17 protein-coding genes are annotated in these 24,381 nt (G+C 64.1%); 6 read left to right on the top strand and 11 right to left on the bottom strand.

Annotated elements, in window-relative coordinates; all coding sequences use genetic code 11:
- Positions 1-4 precede the first annotated feature (4 nt).
- Complete coding sequence (locus tag P6U23_RS13150) at positions 5-2,407, bottom strand: EAL domain-containing protein (protein WP_407180172.1); 2,403 nt, start codon at positions 2,405-2,407, stop codon at positions 5-7.
- 118 nt (positions 2,408-2,525) lie between these two features.
- The gene (locus tag P6U23_RS13145) at positions 2,526-3,839 is read right to left on the bottom strand and encodes an MFS transporter (RefSeq protein WP_407181440.1); all 1,314 of its coding nucleotides are present in this window, start codon (positions 3,837-3,839) and stop codon (positions 2,526-2,528) included.
- A 317-nt stretch (positions 3,840-4,156) separates the two neighbouring features.
- On the opposite strand from P6U23_RS13145, the gene P6U23_RS13140 reads away from it, so the two are divergent.
- Entirely contained in the window at positions 4,157-5,386 is a 1,230-nt protein-coding gene (locus P6U23_RS13140) for an MFS transporter (RefSeq protein ID WP_407180171.1), read from the top strand.
- Positions 5,387-5,492: 106 nt separating this feature from the next.
- Here P6U23_RS13140 and P6U23_RS13135 read toward each other — a convergent pair whose 3' ends face one another.
- Positions 5,493-5,999 carry a ferritin-like domain-containing protein gene (locus P6U23_RS13135; protein ID WP_407180170.1) on the bottom strand — a complete coding sequence of 169 codons (507 nt, stop codon included), beginning with the start codon at positions 5,997-5,999 and terminating at the stop codon, positions 5,493-5,495.
- Positions 6,000-6,386: 387 nt separating this feature from the next.
- Between P6U23_RS13135 and P6U23_RS13130 the strand changes: the two genes are divergently transcribed.
- Both P6U23_RS13130 and P6U23_RS13125 read left to right on the top strand, forming a co-directional pair.
- The gene (locus tag P6U23_RS13130; RefSeq protein ID WP_407180169.1) at positions 6,387-7,490 is read left to right on the top strand and encodes a YbhN family protein; all 1,104 of its coding nucleotides are present in this window, start codon (positions 6,387-6,389) and stop codon (positions 7,488-7,490) included.
- A 66-nt stretch (positions 7,491-7,556) separates the two neighbouring features.
- On the top strand, positions 7,557-9,518 hold the full coding sequence (locus tag P6U23_RS13125; protein ID WP_407180168.1) for a hypothetical protein: 1,962 nt from the start codon (positions 7,557-7,559) through the stop codon (positions 9,516-9,518).
- Positions 9,519-9,624: 106 nt separating this feature from the next.
- Here the strand turns inward: P6U23_RS13125 and P6U23_RS13120 are convergent, their stop codons facing one another.
- The gene (locus tag P6U23_RS13120; protein ID WP_407180167.1) at positions 9,625-9,918 is read right to left on the bottom strand and encodes a hypothetical protein; all 294 of its coding nucleotides are present in this window, start codon (positions 9,916-9,918) and stop codon (positions 9,625-9,627) included.
- A 329-nt stretch (positions 9,919-10,247) separates the two neighbouring features.
- On the opposite strand from P6U23_RS13120, the gene P6U23_RS13115 reads away from it, so the two are divergent.
- Positions 10,248-11,492 (top strand): ABC transporter substrate-binding protein, encoded by a 1,245-nt coding sequence (locus tag P6U23_RS13115; protein WP_407180166.1) that lies wholly within the window; start codon positions 10,248-10,250, stop codon positions 11,490-11,492.
- An 867-nt stretch (positions 11,493-12,359) separates the two neighbouring features.
- On the opposite strand, the gene P6U23_RS13110 is transcribed toward P6U23_RS13115, so the two are convergent.
- Both P6U23_RS13110 and P6U23_RS13105 read right to left on the bottom strand, forming a co-directional pair.
- A complete protein-coding gene (locus tag P6U23_RS13110) occupies positions 12,360-12,941 on the bottom strand; it encodes a DUF2147 domain-containing protein (protein WP_407181439.1) in 582 nt (193 codons plus the stop codon).
- 148 nt (positions 12,942-13,089) lie between these two features.
- On the bottom strand, positions 13,090-14,118 hold the full coding sequence (locus tag P6U23_RS13105) for an NAD(P)/FAD-dependent oxidoreductase (RefSeq protein WP_407180165.1): 1,029 nt from the start codon (positions 14,116-14,118) through the stop codon (positions 13,090-13,092).
- Positions 14,119-14,311: 193 nt separating this feature from the next.
- On the opposite strand from P6U23_RS13105, the gene P6U23_RS13100 reads away from it, so the two are divergent.
- Positions 14,312-14,779: an acyl-CoA thioesterase gene (locus P6U23_RS13100; RefSeq protein ID WP_407181438.1), complete on the top strand. Its 468-nt coding sequence runs from the start codon at positions 14,312-14,314 to the stop codon at positions 14,777-14,779.
- Positions 14,780-14,787: 8 nt separating this feature from the next.
- Here the strand turns inward: P6U23_RS13100 and P6U23_RS13095 are convergent, their stop codons facing one another.
- Together P6U23_RS13095 and P6U23_RS13090 are read right to left on the bottom strand one after the other, a co-directional pair.
- A complete protein-coding gene (locus tag P6U23_RS13095) occupies positions 14,788-15,108 on the bottom strand; it encodes a 2Fe-2S iron-sulfur cluster-binding protein (RefSeq protein ID WP_024510467.1) in 321 nt (106 codons plus the stop codon).
- 41 nt (positions 15,109-15,149) lie between these two features.
- Entirely contained in the window at positions 15,150-15,557 is a 408-nt protein-coding gene (locus tag P6U23_RS13090; RefSeq protein WP_407180164.1) for an Hpt domain-containing protein, read from the bottom strand.
- Between the two features lie 392 nt (positions 15,558-15,949).
- Here P6U23_RS13090 and P6U23_RS13085 point away from each other — a divergent pair, with 392 nt between their 5' ends.
- Positions 15,950-21,298, top strand: coding sequence for a hypothetical protein (locus P6U23_RS13085; protein WP_407180163.1), 5,349 nt, complete (start codon positions 15,950-15,952; stop codon positions 21,296-21,298).
- A 132-nt stretch (positions 21,299-21,430) separates the two neighbouring features.
- On the opposite strand, the gene P6U23_RS13080 is transcribed toward P6U23_RS13085, so the two are convergent.
- Genes P6U23_RS13080 through P6U23_RS13070 form a run of 3 tightly spaced genes read right to left on the bottom strand, consistent with a single transcriptional unit; the run spans position 21,431 to position 24,270 of the window.
- Complete coding sequence (locus P6U23_RS13080; RefSeq protein ID WP_407180162.1) at positions 21,431-22,312, bottom strand: MlaD family protein; 882 nt, start codon at positions 22,310-22,312, stop codon at positions 21,431-21,433.
- Between the two features lie 30 nt (positions 22,313-22,342).
- Positions 22,343-23,134 carry an ABC transporter ATP-binding protein gene (locus tag P6U23_RS13075; RefSeq protein ID WP_407180161.1) on the bottom strand — a complete coding sequence of 264 codons (792 nt, stop codon included), beginning with the start codon at positions 23,132-23,134 and terminating at the stop codon, positions 22,343-22,345.
- Positions 23,135-23,136: 2 nt separating this feature from the next.
- On the bottom strand, positions 23,137-24,270 hold the full coding sequence (locus tag P6U23_RS13070; RefSeq protein ID WP_407180160.1) for an MlaE family ABC transporter permease: 1,134 nt from the start codon (positions 24,268-24,270) through the stop codon (positions 23,137-23,139).
- Positions 24,271-24,381 lie beyond the last annotated feature (111 nt).

The following is a 24,381-nucleotide window of genomic DNA, read 5'->3' as shown; positions in this document are numbered from 1 at the left end:
GAGCTCAAGCCACGGCGCTTTCCCGTCCCGCGACCAGCATTCGCTTCATTTCGTGGGCGGGACACGGCCGGCTGAACAGATAGCCTTGCGCCTGTGTGCAGCCTTCGCGGCGCAGGACTTCCAACTGTCCCATGGTCTCGACGCCCTCCGCCGTGGTCACGATTCCGAGGCTGCGCCCAAGCCCGGTGACCGCACGGACGATCGCCATCGAATCCTCGCGCGAGGTCAGCTCCTCCACAAAGGAGCGATCGATCTTGATCTTGTCGAAAGGGAAACTGCGCAAATAGCTCAGCGACGAATAGCCGGTGCCGAAGTCATCCAGCGAGATACGCACGCCTTGCGCGCGCAGCGCGTGCAGGGTCGCGAGCGTGGCCTCGCTGTTCTGCAACAGCACGGATTCGGTGATCTCGAGTTCGAGCCGATGCGCCGGCAAGGCCGACGACTCCAGGGCCGCCATCACCGAGGCCAGCAGGTTGGGATTCTTGAACTGCACCGGCGAGAGATTGATTGCGACAACGATGTCGGCCGGCCATTCCATCGCGTCCTTGCAGGCGGCCCGCAGCACCCAATCGCCGATCGGGAGAATCAGCCCGGTCTCCTCTGCGAGCGGGATGAAACTGGCGGGCTGCACCCAGCCGCGCAGCGGGTGCTTCCAGCGGATCAGCGCTTCGCAAGCGACGACCGTATCCGCAAGCACATCGCGGATCGGCTGATAGTGCATCTCGAACTCGCCACGGGACACCGCCGCACGCAGGTCCAGTTCCAACAGGCGCCGCGCCTGGGCGCGGGCGTCCATGCCGGCCTCGAAGAAGCGATAGGTCCCGCGGCCGTCCGCCTTGGCGCGGTAGAGCGCGAGATCGGCCTTCTTCAAGAGCTCGTCCGGATTCTTGCCGTCGTCGGGTGCGAGCGAAATGCCGACGCTGACGCCGATCAGGAGCTGGTGGCCGCCGATATCGTAGGGTGCGGCGATGACCTCGACGATGCGGCTCGCCAGCGACACCGCCGGATTGGATTCGCCGGCACCGCATAGCTGCACGATGGCGAATTCGTCGCCGCCGAGCCGCGCCACCGTATCCCCTTCGCCGATGCATTGGCTGAGCCGGCGCCCGACCTCGATCAGCAAGGCGTCGCCGGTCGGATGGCCCAGGGAATCATTGATGTCCTTGAAGTGATCGAGATCGAGGCAGAGCACCGCGAGCTGATCGCCGCGCTTGGCAAGCCGCAGCGCCTGTTCGAGCTGCTCGCGGAACAGCGTCCGGTTCGGCAGATTGGTCAGCGCGTCATGACGCGCCATATGGGAAATCTGCGCCTGCGCGCGTTGCCATTCGGTGATGTCCTCGTAAGTCGCGACCAGTCCGCCGCCCTGCATCGGTTGGTGCACGATCCGGATCGATCGGCCGAGCTGTTCGATCACCTTGGTCACCACCCGCCCGCTGCGCGCTTCCGTGATCAGGTTGGCGACAAACTCGTCCGCCTCGCCCTCCCAGCGGCCGGCCGCCTTGAGCTCGCGCAGGACATCGAGCAAAAGCCGCCCCTCCAGTTTCAGATCGCCGCGCCCCATCATTTTCAGATAGCGCTCGTTGCAGAGCAGAATGCGCCCTTCCGCATCGAACATGCACAGCCCCTGCGACATGTTCTCAAGCGCGCCGTCGAGCAGCACTTTCTGCCGGCCCAGCGCCCGCTTGGCACGGCGATCCATCGATGCGGCGAGCAGCGAGATGCCGAGAATGACGAGGGTGGCTCCCGCGACCAGGAACGAGAGCATGGTCGGCGAGATCGACAATGCATCGCCGGCAAGCGTCGGATCGGGGATCAGCGTCACGGCGCCCATGGCGGTGAAGTGGTGCGATACGATCGCAAGCGTAAACAGCAGCGCCGCGATCAGGTTGCGGAGGCTGTTTTCGCGACCGGTCGCGACCGCAAGCGCAAGGGCGCCGAATACGCTGCCCAGCGCGATGGAGGCAACCACCGTTCCAATATCCCAACTGATCCACGCCGGCAGCTCCAGCGCCAGCATGCCGGTGTAGTGCATCGCGGCGACGCCGAGACCAACAAGGGCGCCGCCAATCATGGCGTGCGACTGCCGCGCCGCGGAGAGCGCGATGCCGAAACCGAACCCTGTGATGAGAATCGCGGATAACAGCGACAGCACAGTCACGCGGATGCTGTAGCCCGCGCCCGCGCCGGGATCGTAGGCCAGGATAGCGATGAAATGGGTGGCCCAGATGCCGCAGCCTGAGACGGCCGCCTCCAGCGCCAGCCAAGCGAGGCGGCTCGAGCCCTGGGAGGACCTGGCGCGCTGGAACAGGCTGATCGCAGCACAACTGGCAAGAAAGCAGACAGCACCTGCCAGCGCGACGAGGCGCCAGTCATGCTCCGTGCTCAAACAGGTTAGTACTTTGTACATGCTACGGCCAACGCCCCTCTTGGCCATAGCAAGCGCAGAGCCCGATACGATCTGGTTAATGGCGACGGCTTCGTTCGGGCAATGGTGAACGATTGCTTGAGCAACCCGCTCGTGCGGGCTAGTGCGCCGATCGCGCCGCGAGCCAGATCGCGGCTGCCGCGCTGAACAGCACCGCGGCCGAGATCATCAGCGAAGCGTGCGCACCCGCAATGAAGGCGCCGCGTGCTGCGACGAGTGAGCCGAACAGCGCAACGCCGAGCACGCTCCCGGTCTGGCGCGTCGCGTTCAGAACGCCGGCGGCAATGCCCGAGCGCGACTTCTCCACGCTGCCGAGCAAGGTCGATGTCAGCGGCGGAACCAGGAGGCCGAGCCCGCAGCTTATCACGACGAGCTGCAGGCACATCGCAACATAACTCGTGCCGGATGCGATCCCGAGCAGCGCGAGACAACCGGCGGCCGACAGCGCCGCGCCGGCCGCGATCGTCGCCGGCGCGCCGATCCGCTCGGCCACGCGCGGCGCCAGCAGGTTGACCGGCAGCACCGCGCCGAGCATCGGCACGAAGGCAAGGCCGGTCGCGAACGGCGACAGGCCATTGACCTCCTGGAAATAAAGGCTGAGCACGAAGATCAGGCCGTAATAGGCGACATTGACGAGCAGGCCGACCAGCGCGGTGGTCGCGAACATCCGATGCCGAAACAGCGACAGCGGCAGCATCGGCTGGCTTGCACGCGCCTCTCGGCGGACGAACAACAGGCCGATGACGGCGGCGCTGACGAAGCCCGCGACGACGAACGCGTTGTCGAAACCGAGCGCGCCGCCCCCGATCAGCGCGCCGGCAAGGCTCCCTAGCGCCGCGATCGCGGCGAGTTGGCCCGGCAGATCGATCTCGTGTTGCGGATGCTGCGTCGTCTCCTCGGCATAGCGAAAGGTCAGCCACAGCCCGATGAGGCCGATCGGCAGATTGACCAGGAAGATCGCGCGCCAGCCGACCAGCGCGATCAGCCCGCCGCCGACAAAGGGACCCGCGGTCAGGGCCACGCTCGCGCCGGCGGCCCAAAGGCCGACGGCCCGGCCGCGTGCCTTCTCATCCGCATAGGCGTGGTTCAGCAGCGCCAGCGAATTCGGCACTAGGATCGCCGCGCCAAAGCCCTGCACGCACCGCGCAGCGATCAGAAACGCCGCGTTCGGCGCGGCCGCGCAGGCGAGCGAGGCCAGCGTGAAGATGGCAAAACCTGCCATGAAGACGCGCTTTGCGCCGATGCGGTCGCCGAGCGCGCCTGCCGTCAGAATGAAGGCGGCAAAGGCGATCGTATAGGCACTCACGACCCACTGCAGCTCGGAGACGCCGCCGCCGAGCGAGGCCGAGATGCTGGCGAGCGCGGTGTTGACGATGGTGATGTCAAGCTGCACCACGGCGTAGCCAAGACTCATGGCGGCAAGTGTCAGCGAACCGGAGAGGCGCGAGGGTTGCACCGCAGGTTCCGAAGCACAGCTACGCAGGTTCAACAATGCACTTCGCATAATTCACCTCAATCTGCGGGACGAACGCGGCATATAGGCTTGCGTTTTGCTAGGACGCTTCGTTTTTGGTCGAAGTGTTTCTGCATTTGCAGGACAATCTCTTCGCCCTGGACTAGCTTGAGCCCGCAGCGCTCATTTTGCGTGGCATTCGCGCCCGCTCATTGCGGGAACGCGCCACACAGCTTCGAGTTCTGTGCATGTGGTTCGCCCAGCCACGGAGAATCCTGATGACATCCGCTGACACTTCTCGCCTCGCGCGGTCGCATGCAGGAATCGAACTTGGCCCCTCGGCAGCTATCACAATGGTCGCGGCCATGATCGGCGCGTTGTTCGCCGGCAGCACCGTCGTCACGCCGCTATACGTGATGTACAAGCAGGCCTTCGGCTTCTCGCAGATCTCGCTGACGCTGATTTACGCCGCCTATGTGATCGGAAATCTGGGCGCGCTGCTGCTGTTCGGGCACCTCTCCGACCAGGTCGGCCGTCGGCCAATGGCTATAGCCGGCATGGGCCTTGCGATCGTCGGCGCGCTGGTGTTCCTGTTCGCCCGCGGGATTGCCTCGCTCTATATAGGGCGAATCCTGAGCGGCCTTGCGATCGGCATCGGCGCCGGAACCGGAACCGCATGGCTTGCAGAGCTGATCAGAGAGCAGAGCAAGGCCCGCGCCACGGTGATTGCAACCAGCGCGAACTTCACCGGCCTTGGCATCGGTGCACTCCTCGCCGGCCTGCTGGCCGAATACGCCCCATGGCCCCTGCAGTTGCCCTACGTGGTTTATCTGGTGGCGCTCGTTGCCATCGCGGCGCTGCTGTGGCTTCCTCCCGAAACCGTCACCCGACCGGCGCGATCGATACGGGACATCTCGATCCGGCCGCGCGTTTCGGTGCCGTCCGAGATACGCGCCCAGTTCGTCGCGCCTGCGGTCACCGGCTTCGGTGCAATGGCGCTTGTCGGCTTCTACGCCGCGTTGGCGCCCACGCTCCTTGCCGAGCACCTGCAGGTGAGCAATCACGCGGTTGCCGGCGCGATCTTTCTGGAGCTCGCGGTGGTCGTCGCCGGCACGATCGTCATAACCCAATCGCTTTCCAGCCGAACCGCGATGCTGACAGCGCTGGCGCTGATGCTGCCAAGCGTCGCCGTGCTGGTCGCCGCGCAGCTCGAACGATCGATGCTGATCCTCATCGCCGCCACCGCCGTGTGCGCCGTGACGGCGGGACTCGGCTATCGGGGCAGCCTGCAGGTGGCGAACCAGATCGCCCCGCAAGACCGGCGCGCCGAAATCGTCTCGAGCTATTTCATCTGCGGCTTCGCGGGTAACGCACTGCCTGTGATCGGCATCGGCGTCATCTCCACATTCGCCGGATCGACCGCCGCCAGCCTCGCGTTTGCCGCGATGATCGGCATTTTCGCGCTGACGGCGCTCTATTTCGGCTGGCGCTATCGACCGAGCGAATGACTGCGATCATCGCTTCGATCCGAACAAATCGGCTCACGACAGACGAAAAACGCCGCGCAGGAGCCCTGCGCGGCGTTTTGTCTCAATCCGTATCTTTACCGAGAGATCAGCTCGCGGCGCGCAGGTTGACCTTGCCCTCGGCCAGCGAGGTCAGCTTCTTGTCCGTTGCCTTCTCCTCGTCCAGCGTCTTCACCAGAATGCTGGCGCAATCGTTGCGGCCAAGCTGCTTGGCCCAGGCGATCAGGCTGCCATAGCGCGAGATCTCGTAGTGCTCGGCCGCTTGGGCGGCGTTGATCAGCGCGGCATCCAGCACCGCTTTGTCATCGACTTCGCCGGCGGTTTCCTTGGCCTCCTTGATGATGCCGTCGATCGCAGGACAATCGATCGACTTCGCCTGGGTACCGATCATCTGGAACACCTGCTCGAGCCGCTTCACATGCTCTTTGGTCTCCTCAAGATGGGTCAGAAAGCCTTGCTTGAGCTGCTGTTCCGTTGCCTTTTCCGCCATTTTCGGCAGCGCGTTCACGAGCTGCTGTTCGGCATAATAGATGTCCTGTAACTGGTGCACGAACAGGTCGTTCATGGTCTTGATGTCTCGGGTAAACAATCCCATTGCGTGGATCCTTCTGCTTGTGTGCGAACATGCGCGCGCAACGCCTTTCGCGCTCCCCCTGCGCGCTTTGATGCTCTTGTTCTCGGTGGCGTTGCGCTAACCGGCGGATCGTGCGGATGTTCCGGGGAACGGCCAAAACAGCCGGGGTTCGGAATGTGGAGAAGTAAGGGTATAACGTGCCTGCCTGTGGCGCCTCGACGCGGCCAGCCTCGACACTTCCTACTGAGGACATATTTACCAGGCTTGGTTGACTTGAGCAGCGGAGAGCGAACCTGCCGTTGTCAAGGGCTGCACAAGACGCACTTTTTGTCTTAAGGGAACTAATCCCCTTCGACTGATGGTTTCGAGTGGTGGTAACCGACTTTTGCCGCCCTGCCGGGAGGATGAATGCAAGGACTGCTGACCGCGCTGGGGCACGGTTTCAAGAAATGGATCGGCTGGAAACGGCTCGGGATCGCGGCAAGCCTTTTCATCATTGCCTTTGCGATCACGACCCTGGTCCGGACGCTCAAAGGCGTCGACGCCGCCGTGATCCTGACGGCCCTGACCGAAATACCGAGCGGCCACATCGCCCTTGCGGCGCTGTGCGTCATCGGGGCGTTCTGTACGCTGACCTTCTATGACTTTTTTGCATTGCGAACGATTGGCAAGAAGCACGTGCCGTATCGGATCGCGGCCCTTTCCAGCTTCACGAGCTACTCGATCGGCCACAATATCGGCGCCACGGTCTTCACCGGCGGCGCGATCCGCTTCCGGATCTACTCGGATTACGGATTGAACGCGATCGATGTCGCCAAAATCTGCTTCCTGTCCGGCCTGACCTTCTGGCTCGGCAATGTCTTCGTCCTCGGCATTGGCATGGTGCTGCACCCATCCGCCGCCTCCGCCATGGACCAGTTGCCGGAAGCGGTCAATCGGCTGATCGGCGCCGGCGGCGTGCTCGCCATCTTCGCCTATTTCGGCTGGCTCGCACTTGGCGAGAACCGGCGCGAGCTCGGGCAAAACGGCTGGAAAGTCATATTGCCGTCGGCCCGGCTCACCCTCGTGCAAATTTTGATCGGCGTCGTCGACCTCACCTTCTGCGCCACCGCGATGTATCTGTTGATGCCGGCGCAGCCGCATATCGACTTCCTGTCCCTCGCCGTGGTGTTCATTCTGGCCACCCTGCTCGGCTTTGCCAGCCATGCGCCCGGCAGCATCGGCGTGTTTGACGCCGCGATGCTGGTCGCGCTGCCGCAATTCGGCCGGGAACAGCTCCTGGCGACCCTGCTGGTGTTTCGCGTTCTCTATTTCGTGATTCCCTTCGGTACCGCGATTTCGATAATGGGAGCGCGCGAGCTCTGGATGAACGTGGTGGTGCCTTGGCAGGAACGGCGCAGGCTGAACGGGACGTCGGCATCTTCCGCTTCAAGGCCGCCGCCATCCGCTCCTTCCGCCAGGACTGCGGCCCCGGTGCCGCAGCGGGTCAAGCGGCTGAATTTGCGGGGCTGACGCGCACGTCAACCTGGAGTTGGGCGGTGCTCTTATTTCCGCCCCAACTGTACCCTTAAACGCGCCATGCTTCGTTTTCTCCTTCGCGCCATCCTCACCGGAGCGGTGATCACGGGTGCGTTGGCACTTTCGCCCGCACCGCACTCACGGGCGCAGGGGCTGGTCACCGACGCCCCGATGCAGATTTCCTGGGAGGTGCGCAACCGCTTCCGCCTGTTCCGCGAGGAGCGCGATTTCCAGCTTCATGCCGAGGCGCTGCGTGACCGCAGCATTCTCGCTTCCGAAGACGCGCTCGAGCTGCAGAGCGATGGCCGCGGCTGGGCGCGCAACATGGTGAACCGGCTCTGCATCGACCAATTGGGCCGTGTCAGCGAGCCCTGTACGCGCGACAACGTCAAGGAAAGCTATCTGACGCCGATCGATCATGCGATCACGGTCCGCCTCACCGGCGCGGTGCCGGTGGGCGCCACCTGCGCCTGGTCATTCGATGATGGCGACGGCCCGCAGCAATCGACCTTCGACTGCGCCGAGCCGGTCAATCTCCGCGTCCGCTACGGCCCCCAGACAGTCGCGACCGTAGACGTCGCCAGCGGGCAGGACGCCCCCCAGCGCATCTCCACGGTGATCAAGGTGCGCGATGTCCTGATCGCCGGCCTCGGCGACAGCATCGCGTCCGGCGAGGGCAATCCGGACCGGCCCGTTGCGCTCGCCGACGAAGGCTTCTGCTTCCGCTATTATCTGGGCACGGCGGGACAGCAATATTACCGGCCGAGCCGGGCCGGCTACAAAGGCGGGCGCGCCTGCGAGGCGCCCGACACGCTCTCCAATTGGCAGCGGCACGCCGCGCTCTGGTTCAACCCGGCCTGCCATCGCTCGCTCTACAGCTACCAGACCCGCACCGCGCTGGCGCTCGCCGTGCAATACCCGCATATCGCGGTGACCTACCTGCCGCTCGCCTGCACCGGTGCAACCATTGCCAACGGCCTGTTCGGCAGCCAACGCGCCCGGGAATGCCCGCCGAACCGGTCGACCGCCGCCTGCCAGACCGGCGTCAATGGCCAGATCGCGGAATTGCGCGAGGCACTCGGCGCCGCCCAGCGCCGCCAGTCCGATCGCAAGCTCGACCTGGTGCTGCTCTCGATCGGCGCCAACGACATCTACTTCTCCGGCCTGGTCGCGGATGTGATCGTCGACACCGCAACGGAGCGCGAGCTGTTTCGCCGTATCGGCGTGATGGCGAGCATCGACGACTCACGCTCGGCACTGGCAAGCGACCTGCCGCGCGGCTTTGCGAAACTCCGCGACGCGCTCAAGCCGCTGGTCGGCGATCTCTCGCATGTCATCTATACCGCCTATGCCAATCCGGCGCTGTTTCAAGGCGGCACGCCCTGCCCCGGCGGCCGCGCCGGTTTCGACATTCACCCGTCCTTCAACGCCGATCCGCAGCGGCTCGCCGATGTCTCGGCCTATGTGCAAAACGAATTCCTGCCGCAGCTCAAGGCGCTCGCCACCTGCCAGTCCGGCGTGCTCTGCCGCGATCCCGCCGCCGACCGCATGACCTTCGTGGATGCGCATCAGCCCGCCTTCACCGATCACGGCTTCTGCGCGCGCGGCGACAGCGATCCCACCTTCGATCGCGCCTGCTTTTCGCCCAAGGGCGAGAGTTTCGATCCCGACATCGTCACGGCTCCAAGCCAGCCGATGCTGTGCGGCCATAGCGCTGCGGAATACCGCGCCTACCTGCCCCGCGCGCGCTGGATTCGTGATGCCAACGACAGCTACTTCGCGGCCATGACGTTCCCACAGGGGTTGCCGCCATCGATGCAGCCGTCCGACATCCATGATGCGACCTGGGGCGTGTTGTCGGCGGTCTATGGCGGCGCCGTCCACCCCTCGGCCGAAGGCCACGCCGCCATGGCCGATGCGGCCCTGCCCGCAGCCGCGAGCGCCCTGCAGCTCGACGCCGTCGTGCCGGACGTGGTCTCGGAGCCGGCAGCCCCGATCGCAACCGCGCCGGTGCAGCGGTAGCCCGGAGTTCAGATCGGTTCTGGCCGGAGACTCACCTGGCGGAACGCCGGCAAAAAAACCGCCGCTTGAGCGGCGGCTGTGAGTATCGGACGTCTCAAACTAGCCGTCAGTAGCCTTTCTTCGTGCTTGAGCCAGTGGTCTGACCCGGTTGGGGAGCGCCCTGTTGCCCCATTCCCTTGGCTTGCGTTGACGCGCCCGTATGTGCCTTCTTGGCGCTCTTGGCGTGCATCTGGTGCGCCGTCTTGCCCGACGTCCCCATTGCAAGAGCGGCAGGCGACGCGGTGATGAGCGCGGCTGCCGAAAGTGCGACGATCAAAGACTTCATGGCAGACCTCCTCCTTGTGGATGAGAGCATGATCAACAAGCCGCGGCCCCAGCCGTTCCATGAACGGCCGTTCATGATCGATCTCCGCACTGCGAAAAGATACGCGTGAAGCACAGGCCACCACCGACCGCGTATTCATCCGGCGCCGCGGCAAGCGCGCTCTGAGCTGTTGCATTCCTTCGCTGGAGGCAAAAGCCGGTTTCATCGGCCCTTTTCCATGAACGAGCACGCCGAAGCGAAGCCGCAGCCGAGTTCGCGGATGGACGCATTCCACGCATGTCCTGCAACGGACATTGGCAATTGGACGGCTTCCCAAACCGCGCCCGCGCGGCGTAGGCTTGCGGTGCGGTACGGTTCATTGTCGGGCCGCGAACTTACAAAGAAAAATCTCAAGGGAGAAACCGATGAATCCATCCACCCGCATGGCGGGGCTCAGTTCCGGCCTGCTTGCCGCCACCGCGATTTGGCTTGCGGCCCCCGCTCATGCCCAATCCGGCGAGCCGATCAAGATCGGCGTGATTGCCGAAGTGCAGTCGATCGCCGGCGCGGCCACGCCAGGCGGCGCGCAGATCGCCGCCGACGAGATCAACGCCAAGGGCGGCATCTTGGGGCGCAAGATCGAGATCGTCACTTACGACAATCACTCGTCCTCGGCGGATTCCGTGCGCGCCTTTCAGCGCGCCGCCAATGAGGACAAGGTGAGCGCCGTCATCGCGAGCTACATCAGCGAGGTGGTGCTTGCGTTGGAGCCCTGGTCGGCGCGGCTGAAGCTGCCGCTGATCACGCCGGGCGCCGCATCCAACGAGATCACCAAGGCGATCCACAATGATTACGACAAGTACAAATACGTCTTTCACGGTTATTTGACGTCGGCGGCGCAGGCGCAATTGGTGTGCGATGCGGCCAAGGATCTTTTAGTCGATAATCTCAAGTTCAAGAGCGCCGCGATCATGAGCGAGGACGCGGCCTGGACCAAGCCGCTCGATGTCGGTTATGAGGCCTGCCTGCCGAAGGCGGGATTGAAGGTGGTCGAACACGTCCGCTTCTCGCCCGACACCACCGACTTCACGCCGATCTTCAACAACATCGAGAACAAGAAGCCGGACGTGATCGTCACCGGCATCTCGCATGTCGGCGTGCAGCCGACCGTGCAATGGAAGAACCAGCAGGTGCCGGTCCCGATGTTCGGCATCAGCGCGCAGGCGCTGAGCCCGACCTTCTGGAAGGACACCAATGGCGCCGCCGAGGGCGTGCCATCGCTCGCGGTCGCGACGCCGGACGTCGCGGTGACCTCCAAGACAAAGCCGTTCGCCGCGGCCTTCAAGGCGAAGTTCGGCACGCCGCCGGCCTATACCGGCTACACGGCTTATGACGACGTCTACATCATCGCGGAAGCGATCCAGCGCGCCGGCTCCACCGATCCCGACAAGCTGGTCGCGGAGATGGAGAAGACCAATTTCGAAGGCACCATCGGCCGCATCGCATTCTATGGCAAGGACGACGAGTTCACCCACGGCATCAAATCAGGCCCGGGCTACGTGACGGGTCTCGTCTTCCAATGGCAGAACGAGAAGCAGGTCACGGTCTGGCCGAAGGCGATCGCGGAAGGAAAGCTGAAGTTCCCGGACTTCGTGAAGCTGTCGCAGTAAGGGCGCAGCCACTCTCAACTCCTGATGGCCGGGGCTTGCCGCACCCGCCAAAGCCTTAGCGTAGGCGCGTCCTGGCCATCCTCGTTGTTAACACCGTCATTCCGGGGCGCCTCGAAGAGGCGAACCCGGAATCTGGAGCCGCGCGCCCCGTGCTTTTGCCCGCCGGGCGAATCTGTTCAATTCGCTCTGCGGCGCATCACTCGCGCGGCTCAAAGCGCCTCTAAAAGCGCTTGCGCGCAAAAGCCAAATTCGGCAGTCGCCTCAAGCTGATTTGGCCTGTCCAGGTCTGATCGCAAAAATATTCCCCTTTCGTTTTTTCAGAAATTGATGATTACTCCCAGCCGTTCCGCGCCGACATGAGGGGCGTTACGCGTCGTCACGAACGCGGAGCGGAATGCGGTGGCCGCGATGGTGCTGGAGACGTGCAGCATCTTTTGCGGACGGCGAAGTCGTGTGGTCCTGGCGCACCCATGCAGGCGCTAAGGTCGCGACGATGCGGTCTGAAGCATCACGCGAACCGACGGTGGCAATCAAGCCTGGTTCACCGAGGAAAGCCCGAAGTAAGGCGTAAAACCACTGCGCAGGGAAGGCCGGGATGTATCCGCCTGTACCTGTGGTCAACGCGCGCCTCGCGCAAACTCTTTTGCGCGTGGCCGTGGGTGCAGCGGGCACCCGGTCTTTCCTGCGCCCTCTACTTCTTGGAGGGACATCATTCTTGCAAAGCTCGGGCGCACGGCGCCGCGAGAATGAGAGGTCATGTCGACATTCTCACCTTTCCATCCTTCGAGACGCGGCAACGCGCCGTCTCGAACCATAAGGATCAACAGGCGCCGTAATGACCAGATTGTTTGATCGGAATCGTAGCCGCTAATGCGTCGGCACCATCTTCTTTCCGGCCGCGACTGTGGGCGGCTTCATCGCAGCGGCCGCCTGGGCGGGCAGATATTTCGCGATGATGGCGGGATCGACCTGCGCCATCGCCGTGTCAGGCAGGCGGTACCAGGTCTCATCCTTGCCGAACAGCTCAATGCCGAGATAGCCGCGCATGGTGAGTTCCTGGCCGTCGGGGCTCAAGGTCATCTTGGCATGGTAGACACTGCCGTCGCGCGGATCGAGCACATTGCCGTTCTCATATTTGAGACCGTTGCGCTTCATGTCGCGGATGAAGGAGATCCCGACGACGGGCGCGTTCTTGCGATCGTCGGTGCATTTGGAGCAGACCTCATGCACCTCCGTGCCCGGCTTCGGGAACGTCTTGGCGATCACGCCTTCGAAGACGCCGTTATGATCGACGAACAGGACGTAGATCACCGGCTTGCCGTCTTCGACCTTCTGCCACAGGCCCGCGGCGGTAGGCTCCGCCTGAGCCGCGAGTGCGCCGCCCGCAAGGATCGCGAGCGCAAAAACGGGTGCCAGCAACAGTCGACATGTGGAGAGCACGTTCCGCATCATCATCGTCTCACCTTGACCAATCCACAAATTGAAATGGCGGCCTTCAATGGTCGCAGACTACGGCCATTTCGAGGAGGGTTCCAGTGCCGCGGCGGAACCTTGCGATGATGTAATGTGCGAGCAGCGCGTCACAATTCGGTTGGGTTCAGCTCACGCCGAGCTTCTTCTGCAGGCTCGACGACGAGGTGGTGTATTGAAACACCAGCCGCTTGTCCGGATACACGTAGCGGTGCGCCTTCTGCGCCATCAGCGCGCCCTCGTGGAAGCCGCACAGGATCAGCTTCAGCTTGCCGGGATAGGTGTTGATGTCGCCGATGGCGAAAATGCCGGGCACGCTGGTCTCGAAGGCCGAGGTCTCGACCGGAATGAGATTGTTCTCGAGCTCGAGCCCCCAATCGGCAACGGGGCCGAGCTTCATGGTCAGGCCGAAGAACGGCAGCATGGTATCGCAAGCAATCTGTTCGACCGAGTTGTCGTTGCCCTTGACGGTGGCGCCGGCAAGCCTGCCGGCCTCGCCTTGCAGCGCGGTCACCTGGCCGATCTTAAGCTGCATCTTGCCCGCGGCAACGAGCGCGCGCATCTGCTCGACGCTGTGCGGTGCCGCGCGGAAATCGTCGCGCCGGTGCAACAGCGTGATGCGTTTGGCGATCGGGTGCAGATTGAGCGTCCAGTCCAGCGCGGAGTCGCCGCCGCCGACGATCAGGATGTCCTTATCGCGAAACTGCTCCATCTTGCGCACCGAATAGAACACCGAGCTGCCCTCATAGGCCTCGATGCCCGGCACCGGCGGGCGCTTCGGCTGGAACGAGCCGCCGCCGGCCGCGATCGCGATCACCTTGCACTCGAACACCTTGCCGGCATCGGTGATGACGCGGAAAGCGGGATCGCCGATCTTCTCAACCTTCTCCACCATCTCGCCAAGATGGAAGGTGGGATGGAACGGCTTGACCTGCTCCATCAAGGCATCGGTGAGCCCCTGCCCCGTGACGAAGGGGATGCCGGGGATGTCGTAGATCGGCTTCTCCGGATAGAGCTCGGCGCACTGCCCGCCGACCTTGTCGAGAATGTCGACGAGGTGCGCCTTCATGTCGAGCAGGCCCAGTTCGAACACGGCGAACAGTCCGCAAGGACCTGCGCCAATGATCAGCACATCGGTTTTGATCGCTTCGCTCATCTCGCTTCTTTTCGGTTGGGCCGCGCTCGGAACGGATGCCGGGCAGGCTTATCGGGACGGTTGGAGCCTGGATTGTCTAGCCAACGCCCGCCTCCCAGGAAAGGCATAAATGCCGTCCCCGCCTGCCCGCAACCCACTTGCTGGGCTTGGATAACTCGGCTGTAAGAGCCGCAAAATGACGGAGATCAATGAAGTGAACGCGCCAACCCGCCTCGATTCGACGCCTAGCCTGGAGGATTTCCCCTATCGGCTGACCGACAATGTCCGTTTCGCCGATCTCGACCCCAACCAGCACGTCAACAATGCCGTCTATGCCACCTATTTCGAAATCGGCCGCGTCACGCTGATGAAAGACCGCTCCTACGGGCTGATGCCGGACGGGCTCGCCTGGATCATGGTCCGGCTCGACATCCACTTTCGCGCCGAGCTGCGCTGGCCGAACCGGATCGAGCTCGGGCTTGGGGTTGCAAAATTCGGCCGCACCTCGGTGACCTTCGACCAGGTGGTGTTCAGCGAAGCCAAATGCGTCGCCTCGGCGCAGGCCGTGACGGTGCTGATCGACGAGAGGACGCGCAAGCCGACACCGCTGACGGCGGAGATCGTCAGGAATTTTCAGCCCTGGCTGCGGCGCGGCGTCGAGATCGTGCAGCCGGAACTCTAGCCGTCGTGTTAGGCCTGCCGCTCCGGCGTGGTCACCACGAGGCCGTCGATCTCATCGCTGACCTTGATCTGGCAGGACAGGCGCGAGTTCGGCCGCACGTCGAAGCCGAAATCCAGCATGTCCTCTTCCATCGGCGAGGGCGGACCGACCTTCTCACGCCAGGCCTCGTCGACATAGACATGGCAGGTCGCGCAGGCGCAGGCGCCGCCGCATTCGGCTTCGATCCCCGGGATGCCGTTGCGGATGGCCGCTTCCATCACGGTTGCGCCGTTCTCGATTTCAACAGTGCGTTTCTCGCCGTTATGGTCGACAAAGGTAATCTTCGCCATGATCGCTCGTGCTGCCAGGGGTCAATGAGGTCCGGGCAGTCCTATAACGGGTCGTTCCGGTCCGCGCTAGCCGAGGAGGACGCTAAAATCGCCTCGATTGAGGCGCAGGCCTCTGCGACCGCCTGGTCGAGCGCGGTCAGCGCTTGGGCCGGATCGTCGCCGGTTCGGATCGCCGCCTCCAGGGCGGCCGCGCAGACGGCGACACGACACGCGCCGATCGCGCGCGCCGAACCTTTCAGCGTATGCGCGAGCGCGGCAGCATCCGCGGGCCGTGTGGCCAGCCTGGTCAGCAGTTGCGCGGTCTGCTGCAAGAACATCGCAAGCACCTCGCGCTCGAGCCCGGCATCGGAGAGCGTCATCCGCTTAAGATGCGCGATGTCGATCGGATCGTCGCTGGGCGCGAGCGGCGGGGATGGGATCTGGTCGATCCGCGGTGGCGAAAGCGGCATGATGGGCCCTCGGACAAGCTCCGCCCGGTCCCCGCCCGGAACGGACTTGGCGAAGCCAAGCATGCCAATCGTTAACTGTGGGTTTCGCTACACGCCGCGCCACCGCCGCGGTTTTGACCAAAAGCCGCCGCAATCCGCTTAGGGCTGTTAGGAAGTCCGAAGGCTCTTAGGAAGTTATGGCTAATTGCTGTTAACGATGATTAAGATTGTATTAATCGCGGCCATTTCTTTCGCCTCGCTCAGCCAATAGGATGCGCGCCCAACACAGTGGACAAGCCGGCCGCCGGCCGCGCTTTGGTGCCGCGCGAAGCGTATTACCGTCCCGGGGGCTTGCAAGGGGCGCTTAAGCAGGCTCGCCGGACGCGTCTAGTAGATGAGGGCTCAGACTGAACATGGCAAACAACCCCAAGAAGGTCAAAGACCCCACCGAAGTCGCGCTTTCTGCCATTCAGGAAGCCTTAAATATTAACGATACCGACAAATCGGACGATTCACGCGCCCCCGCCCGCACCGAGGACCAGACGGTCCAGCCCGGGGCTCCCCCCTTCCCCGAGGGCGGCCTCGACCCGCGCCCAAGCACCGACCGTGCGGCCTTCGAGCCGATGGAGGAGGTGCGCCAGCCCCGCCGGCCGGCCAATGATGACCGCGAAACCATCGGGCAGATCCTGCAGGCCATCCAGAAGGGCCGGCCCGCGCGCAGCGCCTACACGCTCGCCGCCATTTTCGCGGGTGTCTGGGTCGTCGGCTGCGGACTATTGACGTTCAGCTTCCTGCCCTCGCTGCATGCCGCGATTGGCCAGGGCTCCACGGGCGTATTGATTCTGGCGGGGCTCGCGGCCCTGTTCTTTGCCCCTGTCCTGCTGGTCTATTTCCTCGCGACCCTTGCCTGGCGCGGCCAGGAACTGCGAATGATCGCGCAATCCATGGCGCAGGTCGCGATCCGCTTCTCAGAACCTGAGGGCACGACGAGCGACTCCATGGTCACCGTCGGCCAGGCCATTCGCCGCGAAGTCGCCGCCATGGGCGACGGCATCGAGCGCGCGATCGCGCGTGCCGGCGAGTTGGAGACCCTCGTCGCCAACGAAGTCGCCGCGCTCGAGCGCGCCTACAGCGACAATGAAGTGCGCATTCGCGCGCTTTTGCAGGACATCGCGCATCAGCGGGACAATCTGGTCGGCCAGGCCGAGCAGGTGCGCAGCGCCATCTCCGGCGTGCAGATCGATTTGCGCCACGACATCGCGCTGATCTCGGATGCCATCGCCTCGCGCGTCGACGAGGTCGCCAAGAGCATCACCAGCGCGCTGGAGGAACGGGGCGCGCACATCACGGCCGCGCTGAGCAATGCCGGGGACAACATGATCTTGGCGCTCGGCGAGCGCGGCGGCGACCTGCTCGACCGGCTCGAGGAAGCAAGCGCGGAGACCACGCGCGCGGTGCTCGACGCGAGCGAGCGGCTCACCACCAGCCTGAATTTCAAGACCGGCCACGTGCACGACGAATTCGTCGACCTGGCCGACCGCGTCCACGACATGCTGAACGAGCGGATCGACCGCATTACGGCCGAGTTCGAGCAACGCTCGTCCGCCGTGATCGACGGCATCTCGGAACGTACCGAGCAGGTTCACGATTCGCTGAAGAACTCCGGCGACTCCCTGCTTCTGGAACTGGAGCTGCGCAGCAACGATCTCGTCAGCAAGATCGACGATGCCGGCCAGCGACTCGCGGGTCATGTCGTCTCCAGCGGCGAAAAGGCAAGCGAAGCACTCGATGCCACCGTCAATGCGCTGGTTGCAAAGGTGGTGAGCCAGAGCGAGAGCGCGCATGGTACCCTCTCGCTGCAGATGAGCGCGTTCGACGAGCTGATGAAGAACCAGGGCGCGGAGCTCGCCGAGAAATTCGCCCGAGATAGCGGCACGCTTGGCGCGCTGATCACGCGTCACATCTCCGAGTTCGATCGTACGGTCAAAACCTTCGGCGGCGAGATCGTCGAACGCATCGGCCAGCGTACGCAGGACATTTCAGAATCGCTCAAGAACTATGTCGACAATCTCGACACACGCGTGAGTTCGAGCGGCGGCGAGATCACCGCTGCCGTGGATCAGCGCCTGGCGCAGTTCGAGACCGGCATTGAGAGCCGCGTTGCAAGCCTCCACAATTGGCTCGACAGCAAGATCACCCACTTCGATGCGTCCTTGGACGGCAAGGTTGCGCAGCTCGACGGCTCGCTCGACGCCAAGTTCACCAGCTTCGACACGTCGCTCGACAGCAAGATCAAATCGTTCGATGTCACCGTCGACGGGCGCCTGAAGCTGCTTGAGCAGTCCTTCGATTCGCGCGCGCAATCCGTGACCGAGACCATCGACAGCCGCATCGGCCTGCTGTCCTCGTCGATGACCGACGGCGCCGCGCAGGTGATCTATTCGATCGACTCCCGCCTGAGCAACCTCACCTCCTCGCTGACCTCGGGAACGGCGCAGGCGATCGAAGCCATCGACCGGCGCATCAACAGCATCTCCGAGACGATCGACGGCCGCAGCGCGCAGCTCACCGACACGGTGGGCGCGCGCTTCCAGGAAATCCGTGATGCCATCGAGACCCGGGTCGGCGCGATCGCGGGCGACATCGACATGCGCGTGGCGCAGTTCGAACATCTGCTCGGTTCACGCGTCGAGGCCGTAGCCGGCCGGATCGAGACCAGCGGCCGTCAAGCGAGCGAGGAGCTGACGGCGCGCGCGGAGTTGCTGTCCAGCAGCATCAAATCCCATGTCGAGGATGCCGAGCGCTCGCTCACCAATCTCGTGGTCAATACCAGCGAGACGATCCAGACCGGCGCCCGCGCCGCCCAGCAATCGCTGCTCGCGGTCTCCTCCGACGTCGGAGCCCAACTGAAACTGACCTCCTCCGAGGTCGAACGGGCGCTGACCGCGATCGGCACCGGGGCCGCGACCTCGATCCTCAGCAGCGCACGCGAGGCGCAATCGACCTTGGTCACAGCTTCGGGCGAAGCCGCGAACCAGATCAAGACGCTGTCGATGGATATCGAGCGGACGCTGTCCGCGGCGGGCTCGACGACCGCAGCCACCATTCTCGCCGGCGCACGCGAGGCGCAGACCACGCTCGTCACCAGCTCAGCGGATGCCGCCAATCACGTCAAATCGCTCACCGCCGACGTCCAGCGCTCGCTCACGACCGCGGGAACCACCACCGCGGAGGCGATCTCGACGAGCGCGCGCGAGGCGCAGTCCGCGCTCATTACTGCCTCGTCCGAAGCGACCAACCACGTCAAGGCTCTGACGGCCGAGGTGCAGCGCTCGCTGACAACGGCGGGAATGAGCACCGCGGAAGCCATCTCCTCGAGCGCGCGCGAAGCCCAGGCGACACTTATTGCGGCCTCGTCGGAGGCCGCCAACCACGTCAAGACGCTGACGACGGACGTGCAGCGCGCGCTGACCGTGGTGGGAAGCACCGCCGCGGAGGCCATCACCGGCGGCGCACGGGAAGCCCAGGCGATCCTGGTCAACGCCTCTTCGGAAGCCGCCGATCACGTCAAATCGCTCGCGGTGGATGTCGAGCGCACCCTCTCCGCGGTCGGCACGGATACCGCGGCATCCATTCTCAACAGTGCCCGCGAGGCGCAGAGCTCGCTTACGGCCACCTCGGCGGATGCGGCAACTCAGATCAAGGCCATTTCCTCGGAAATGGAGCGCGTGCTCGGCGCGGCCACGGCCAACAGCGCCGACAGCATCCAGACCAGCACGCTGAATGCGCAGAACTCGCTCATCGCCGCCTCCAACGAGGTCAGCGTACGGATGAAGTCGACGTCGGCGGAAATCGAGCGTTCGGTTCTTGCTGCGGGCTCGTCCTTCGGTTCGGTGATGACCGGAAAGACCGACGAGATCGTCAGCTACGTTCAGCAGCAGTCCGATCGCCTGGCGCAGATCATCGACGCCAAGCGCGGCCTGCTGGTCGAAGCCATCGCCGGCAAGACCAATCAGCTTGCGCTCGAGGTCGACCGCGTCACGTCGGAGGCGTTGAAGTCGATCGAGACCCGCGGCCATTCCTTCTCGCAGTCGATGATGGGCAACGGCGCCGAGATCGCGCGCACCATCACCTCCGCGGGCGAGCTGGCGACCAACGCGCTCAACAAGTCCCTGAAGGACCTCGAACAGGCCTCGCGGGCGGCGATCGATCAATCGCGCCAGGTTTCGATCGCGGCCGTGACCGAGATGCAGGAAACCAGCAAGATGCTGCGCACCGACACGGTCGCATTGTTCGAGCGGCTGCGCGAAGGCAACATCCTGCTGCAGGAGGTCCTCACCGGTGCCCACGACAATCTCAACTCGCTGGAGCGAGCGCTGGTGACGCGGGTGGCCGACTTCGTCTCGGCCATGAACGACGTCACCGCCCAGAACGGCACCGCGACGCAGACGCTGGAAGATCAGCTCAACGTCTTCAACGAGAAGACATCGAGAGCGCTGCAGGACCTCAGCGCCCTCTCCAGCCAGTTCGACGCCCATGGGCGGGCGCTGATGGAGGCGGCGGCGGTGGTCGAGCAAAGCAACCGCAGCGCAACAGGCTCTATCGCCGAACGCAAGGCTACGCTGGAATCGCTGGTCACGACCATCGATCTGCGCACCGCAGACCTCGATCAGCGGCTCTCGCGCTTCACCAGCCTTTTGGATGAATCGCTGGCGGCCGCCGAAGAGCGCGCACGCGACATCGCGCGCGTGGTGGCGGAGACGGCCGGCGCGGGCTCAGCTGCCATCACGCGGCAGTTCGAGGCGGTGCGCCAGGCCTCCGAAGAGGAGCACCGCCAGACCATCGAAGCCATGCACGACATCTACCGGACGACCACGGAAGAAGCGGATTCCATGTTCAAGCAGTCCGCGGAGAAATTCGCCAACCTGGTCGCCAGCATGAAGCAGATGGCCGCCGAGATGCACAACGAACTCGAATCCACGCGCAACGAGCTGCGACGGGGCGTGCTGGAGATGCCGCAGGAGGCCGCCGAAAGCACCGCGCAAATGCGCAAGGTGATCGTCGATCAGATCGAGGCGCTGGCGGAGCTCAATCGGATCGTTGCTCAACACGGCCGCGGGCTCGACGTGATCAGCCAAAGCCGGCCCACGACCGTGCAGCGGCAGGACGAGCCGATGGTTGCAGCCGGCGGCAGCCGAGGCGAGGTGCGGATGCGCGATGCCGGAAGCGCCTCCACGCTGCCGCCGCCGGACCTTGGGATGACCCCCTCGCGCCGCACCGAGGCCCCGCCGGTCAGCCCTGCGATTTCGGATCAGGGGCGCGACGGCTGGCTCTCCGAGCTCTTGAACCGCGCCGACAATACCGCAGCGCCCAGCCGCGACATTCCGCGCGGCCGTCCGCCGCAACCCCAGCAAAGTGGCGGCGGCAACCCGCTGGAATCGCTGTCGCTCGATATCGGGCGCCTGATGGACCGCAATCTCGCCGCCGACATGTGGGATCGCTACCAGCGCGGCGAGAGCAAGGTGTTTACCAAGCGCCTCTATACGCCGGCGGGTCAGAAGGCGTTCGATGAGGTCGCCCGCAAATATCGGGCCGACCGCAGCTTCAAGCAGACGGTCGATCGCTATATCGCCGAGTTCGAGCGGCTGCTTGATGACGTCGCCCGCGAGGACCGCAATCCGCAGGCGCTGAGCGGCCATCTCACCTCGGACACCGGGCTGGTCTATACCCTCCTCGCGCACGCCGCGGGGCGGCTGGGTTGAGCGGCGAATTGCGGAATCGCAAACTCGGGATCCCCGAATAGAAACGGAGGCCTCTCGGCCTCCGTTTGTTTGTGGCGAGCCCCACGGCCGATGCGATCTTCTTCGCTATTCGCCGCTCGACATCCGCTTGCGCTATTGCCGCCGCCTCTCGTTCGCCGCCGCGGCGGACGGCGGCGGCTGAGAGGCTTGCGCATTGCTGCTACTGCTGCTGCTCGCGCCGAAAATGACCCGGGTCGGGTTGCGGTCAAAATTGTTCACCGCGCGGCTGATGTCGCCGAGCGTCTTGCGGCCTTCGATCATCAGCGCGCCGGAACGCTTATCAAAATCCTCGGCAAGCTCGCGGATCGATTTCACCGCTTGATAGAGCTCTCCGCCCTCCTTGCCTCCGGCGAGGGTATTGAGGCCGAGCATCAGGTTGTCCGCTTTGCCCATCACGCCATCGACCCGCGCCATCACATTGTCGAGCCGCTCGGAGTTGCGCGCCAGCGAGGCGGTGAACGTCTGCAGATTCTGCAGCGAGTTCTTCATCGCCTCCTGATTGTCGGTGACGACCTTGTTGATGTTCTGCAGTGTGCCGCGAATGGCCTCGGTGACGTCCTGCAGCCGGTTCGGATCGGCGGTCAGGACGGGAATGCCATCTTCATCGAGCGGAACCGGAGGCGCCGCCTCCGCGCCGCCCTTCAGCGAAATCGCCGCCACGCCGGTGAGGCCCTGAAACTCGAGGCCGACGAGCGTGTCCTTCCGGATCGGGGCTGAGTTCTCGACCATCGCGAGCGCAACGACCCGGCGCGGATTGTCGAGCTTGACCGAGACCACCTCGCCTACCCTGATACCATTGAAATTCACGCTCGCGCCGTTGCGCAAGCCCGCCGCTGGACCCTCAAAGATCACACGCAGCGGCGCGCGCGCCTTGGTGGTGTGCAGGCTCTGAAACCAAAGGACAAAGCCGAAGGCCGCCGCAATCACCGCCAGCGTGAACGATCCGATCAGGACGTAATTCGCCCGCGTTTCCATCAACATCTTCTCCGGTCGCTCACGGATAAACTATCCCATCACAGCGCGGGCGCGCTTGCCGTGGAAATACTGCCGCAGCCAGGGATGCTGCGAAGCCTGCATGTCCGCCATCGACCCTGCGGCGATGATCTTGCCGCTCCCTAGGACGGCAATACGGTCACAAGCGGTATAAAGGCTGTCCAAATCGTGGGTTACCATGAAAACAGTCAACCCCAAAGTACGCTGCAGCGTGCGGACCAGTTCGTCGAAGTCACCGGCGCCGATCGGGTCGAGCCCGGAGGTCGGCTCGTCCAGAAACACCAGTTCCGGATCGAGCGCGAGCGCGCGGGCCAAGGCCACGCGCTTGATCATGCCGCCGGAAAGCTCCGATGGATAGCGATCGGCGACTTCCGGTCGCAAGCCGACCATCCCGAGCTTGGCGACCATGATCTCGTCCAATAGCCGTTGCGAGACCTTCAGATATTCGCGGACCGGAAACTGGATGTTCTGCCGCACGGTGAGCGAAGAGAACAGCGCCCCCTGTTGAAACAGGATGCCCCAGCGCCGCTCGACCGCACGCCGCACCGAACTGCTGGCAGCATCGAGATCGACGCCGAACACCTCGATGCTGCCGCTGACCTTGGGCACGAGCCCGATGATCGTGCGGGTCAGCACGGATTTGCCGGCGCCCGAAGGACCGACGAAGCCCAGGATCTCGCCGCGTTTGACGTCGAGATTGAGCCCGTCGAGGACGCGCGTGCCGCCAAATTGCACAGTGATGTCGCGGACCCGGATGATGTCCTCGCTTGGGGCTTGCACCACGTTGGAAGCAGGTTGCGCCATGCTCACATCCCGATCGAGGCGAAGAAGATTGCGAACACGCCGTCCATGACGATCACGAAGAAGATGCCCTTCACCACCGAGGCTGTTGTGTGCTGGCCGAGCGACTCGGCGCTTCCCTGCACCGCGAGGCCCTCGACACAGGCAACGATGCCGATCACGGCCGCCATGACCGGGGCTTTGACGAGACCGACCGTGAAATGATTGATCGAGATTGAATCGCGCAGACGCAACAGGAACGCTTCGGGGTCGATCCCGCCATAGAGCCAGGCCACGAGCCCGCCGCCATAGAGCGCCGCCATCGCGCCGAGAAAAGTGAGGATCGGCAGCGCAATGATCAGCGCCAGCATCCGCGGCAGGATCAACACCTCGATCGGATCGAACCCCATGGTGCGCAGCGCATCGATCTCCTCACGCATTTTCATCGAGCCGAGTTCGGCGGTATACGCGCTGCCCGAACGGCCCGCGACCATGATCGCCACGAGCAGCACGCCGATCTCGCGCAACACCAATACGCCAAGCATGTCGACGACGAAGATGTCGGCGCCGAACCTTCGGAAATGGAAAATGCCCTGCTGCGCGATGATGCAGCCGATGAGAAAGGTGATCAGCACGATGATCGGCACCGCGCGCCAACACACCTGTTCGAGGTGATGCACGGTCGACGTCAGCCGCAAGCTCCTGGGGTGGACGAGGACGCGGGCGCTGGCGGCGAGCACCGCGCCCAGCATGTCGATAAGGCCGACGATGGTGCCCACGATGCCGGCTACGGTGCGGCCGATCTGGGCGAGCATCCCCGAGATGGTCACCTGCGTGGTCTCGGGAGCCGGTGCCGACTTCACCCGCCGCACTTCCTCGACCAGGCTTGCATAATCGACAGAAAGCCCGGCGATCTGCGGCTCCATGTCGCCTTGGGTCAGACTGCGGCGCAGCCGCTCGATCAGCCAGGCGCCGAACGTATCGAGCTTGGAAACCTGCGAAACGTCGATGGAGATATTGGAGCGGCTGCCGGCGAGCTTTTCCGCCTCGGCAACCATCTTTTCCAGGGCGGGCGCGAAACCGGCGGTCCAAGAGCCGGCTGCCTGAAGGGCAAGCGCATTGTCGCGCGCGATCCGCTGCAATGTCGGGTCTGCGTTCAAATTATCGTGCTCCCGCCCCGTTCTGCATGGAACCCATAGACGAAGTCCCACGTCCCCTTTCGATATCGCCTTGTCGAAGGCGCCCTTTCCCAGCCATAGTCGGTCGCGCCG

It is taken from the genome of Bradyrhizobium sp. STM 3562 (genome assembly GCF_045571435.1).
Classification (GTDB): Bacteria; Pseudomonadota; Alphaproteobacteria; order Rhizobiales; family Xanthobacteraceae; genus Bradyrhizobium.
The sequence above is the reverse complement of the archived record's forward strand: the minus strand, read 5'-3'. Positions and strand labels throughout refer to the sequence as shown.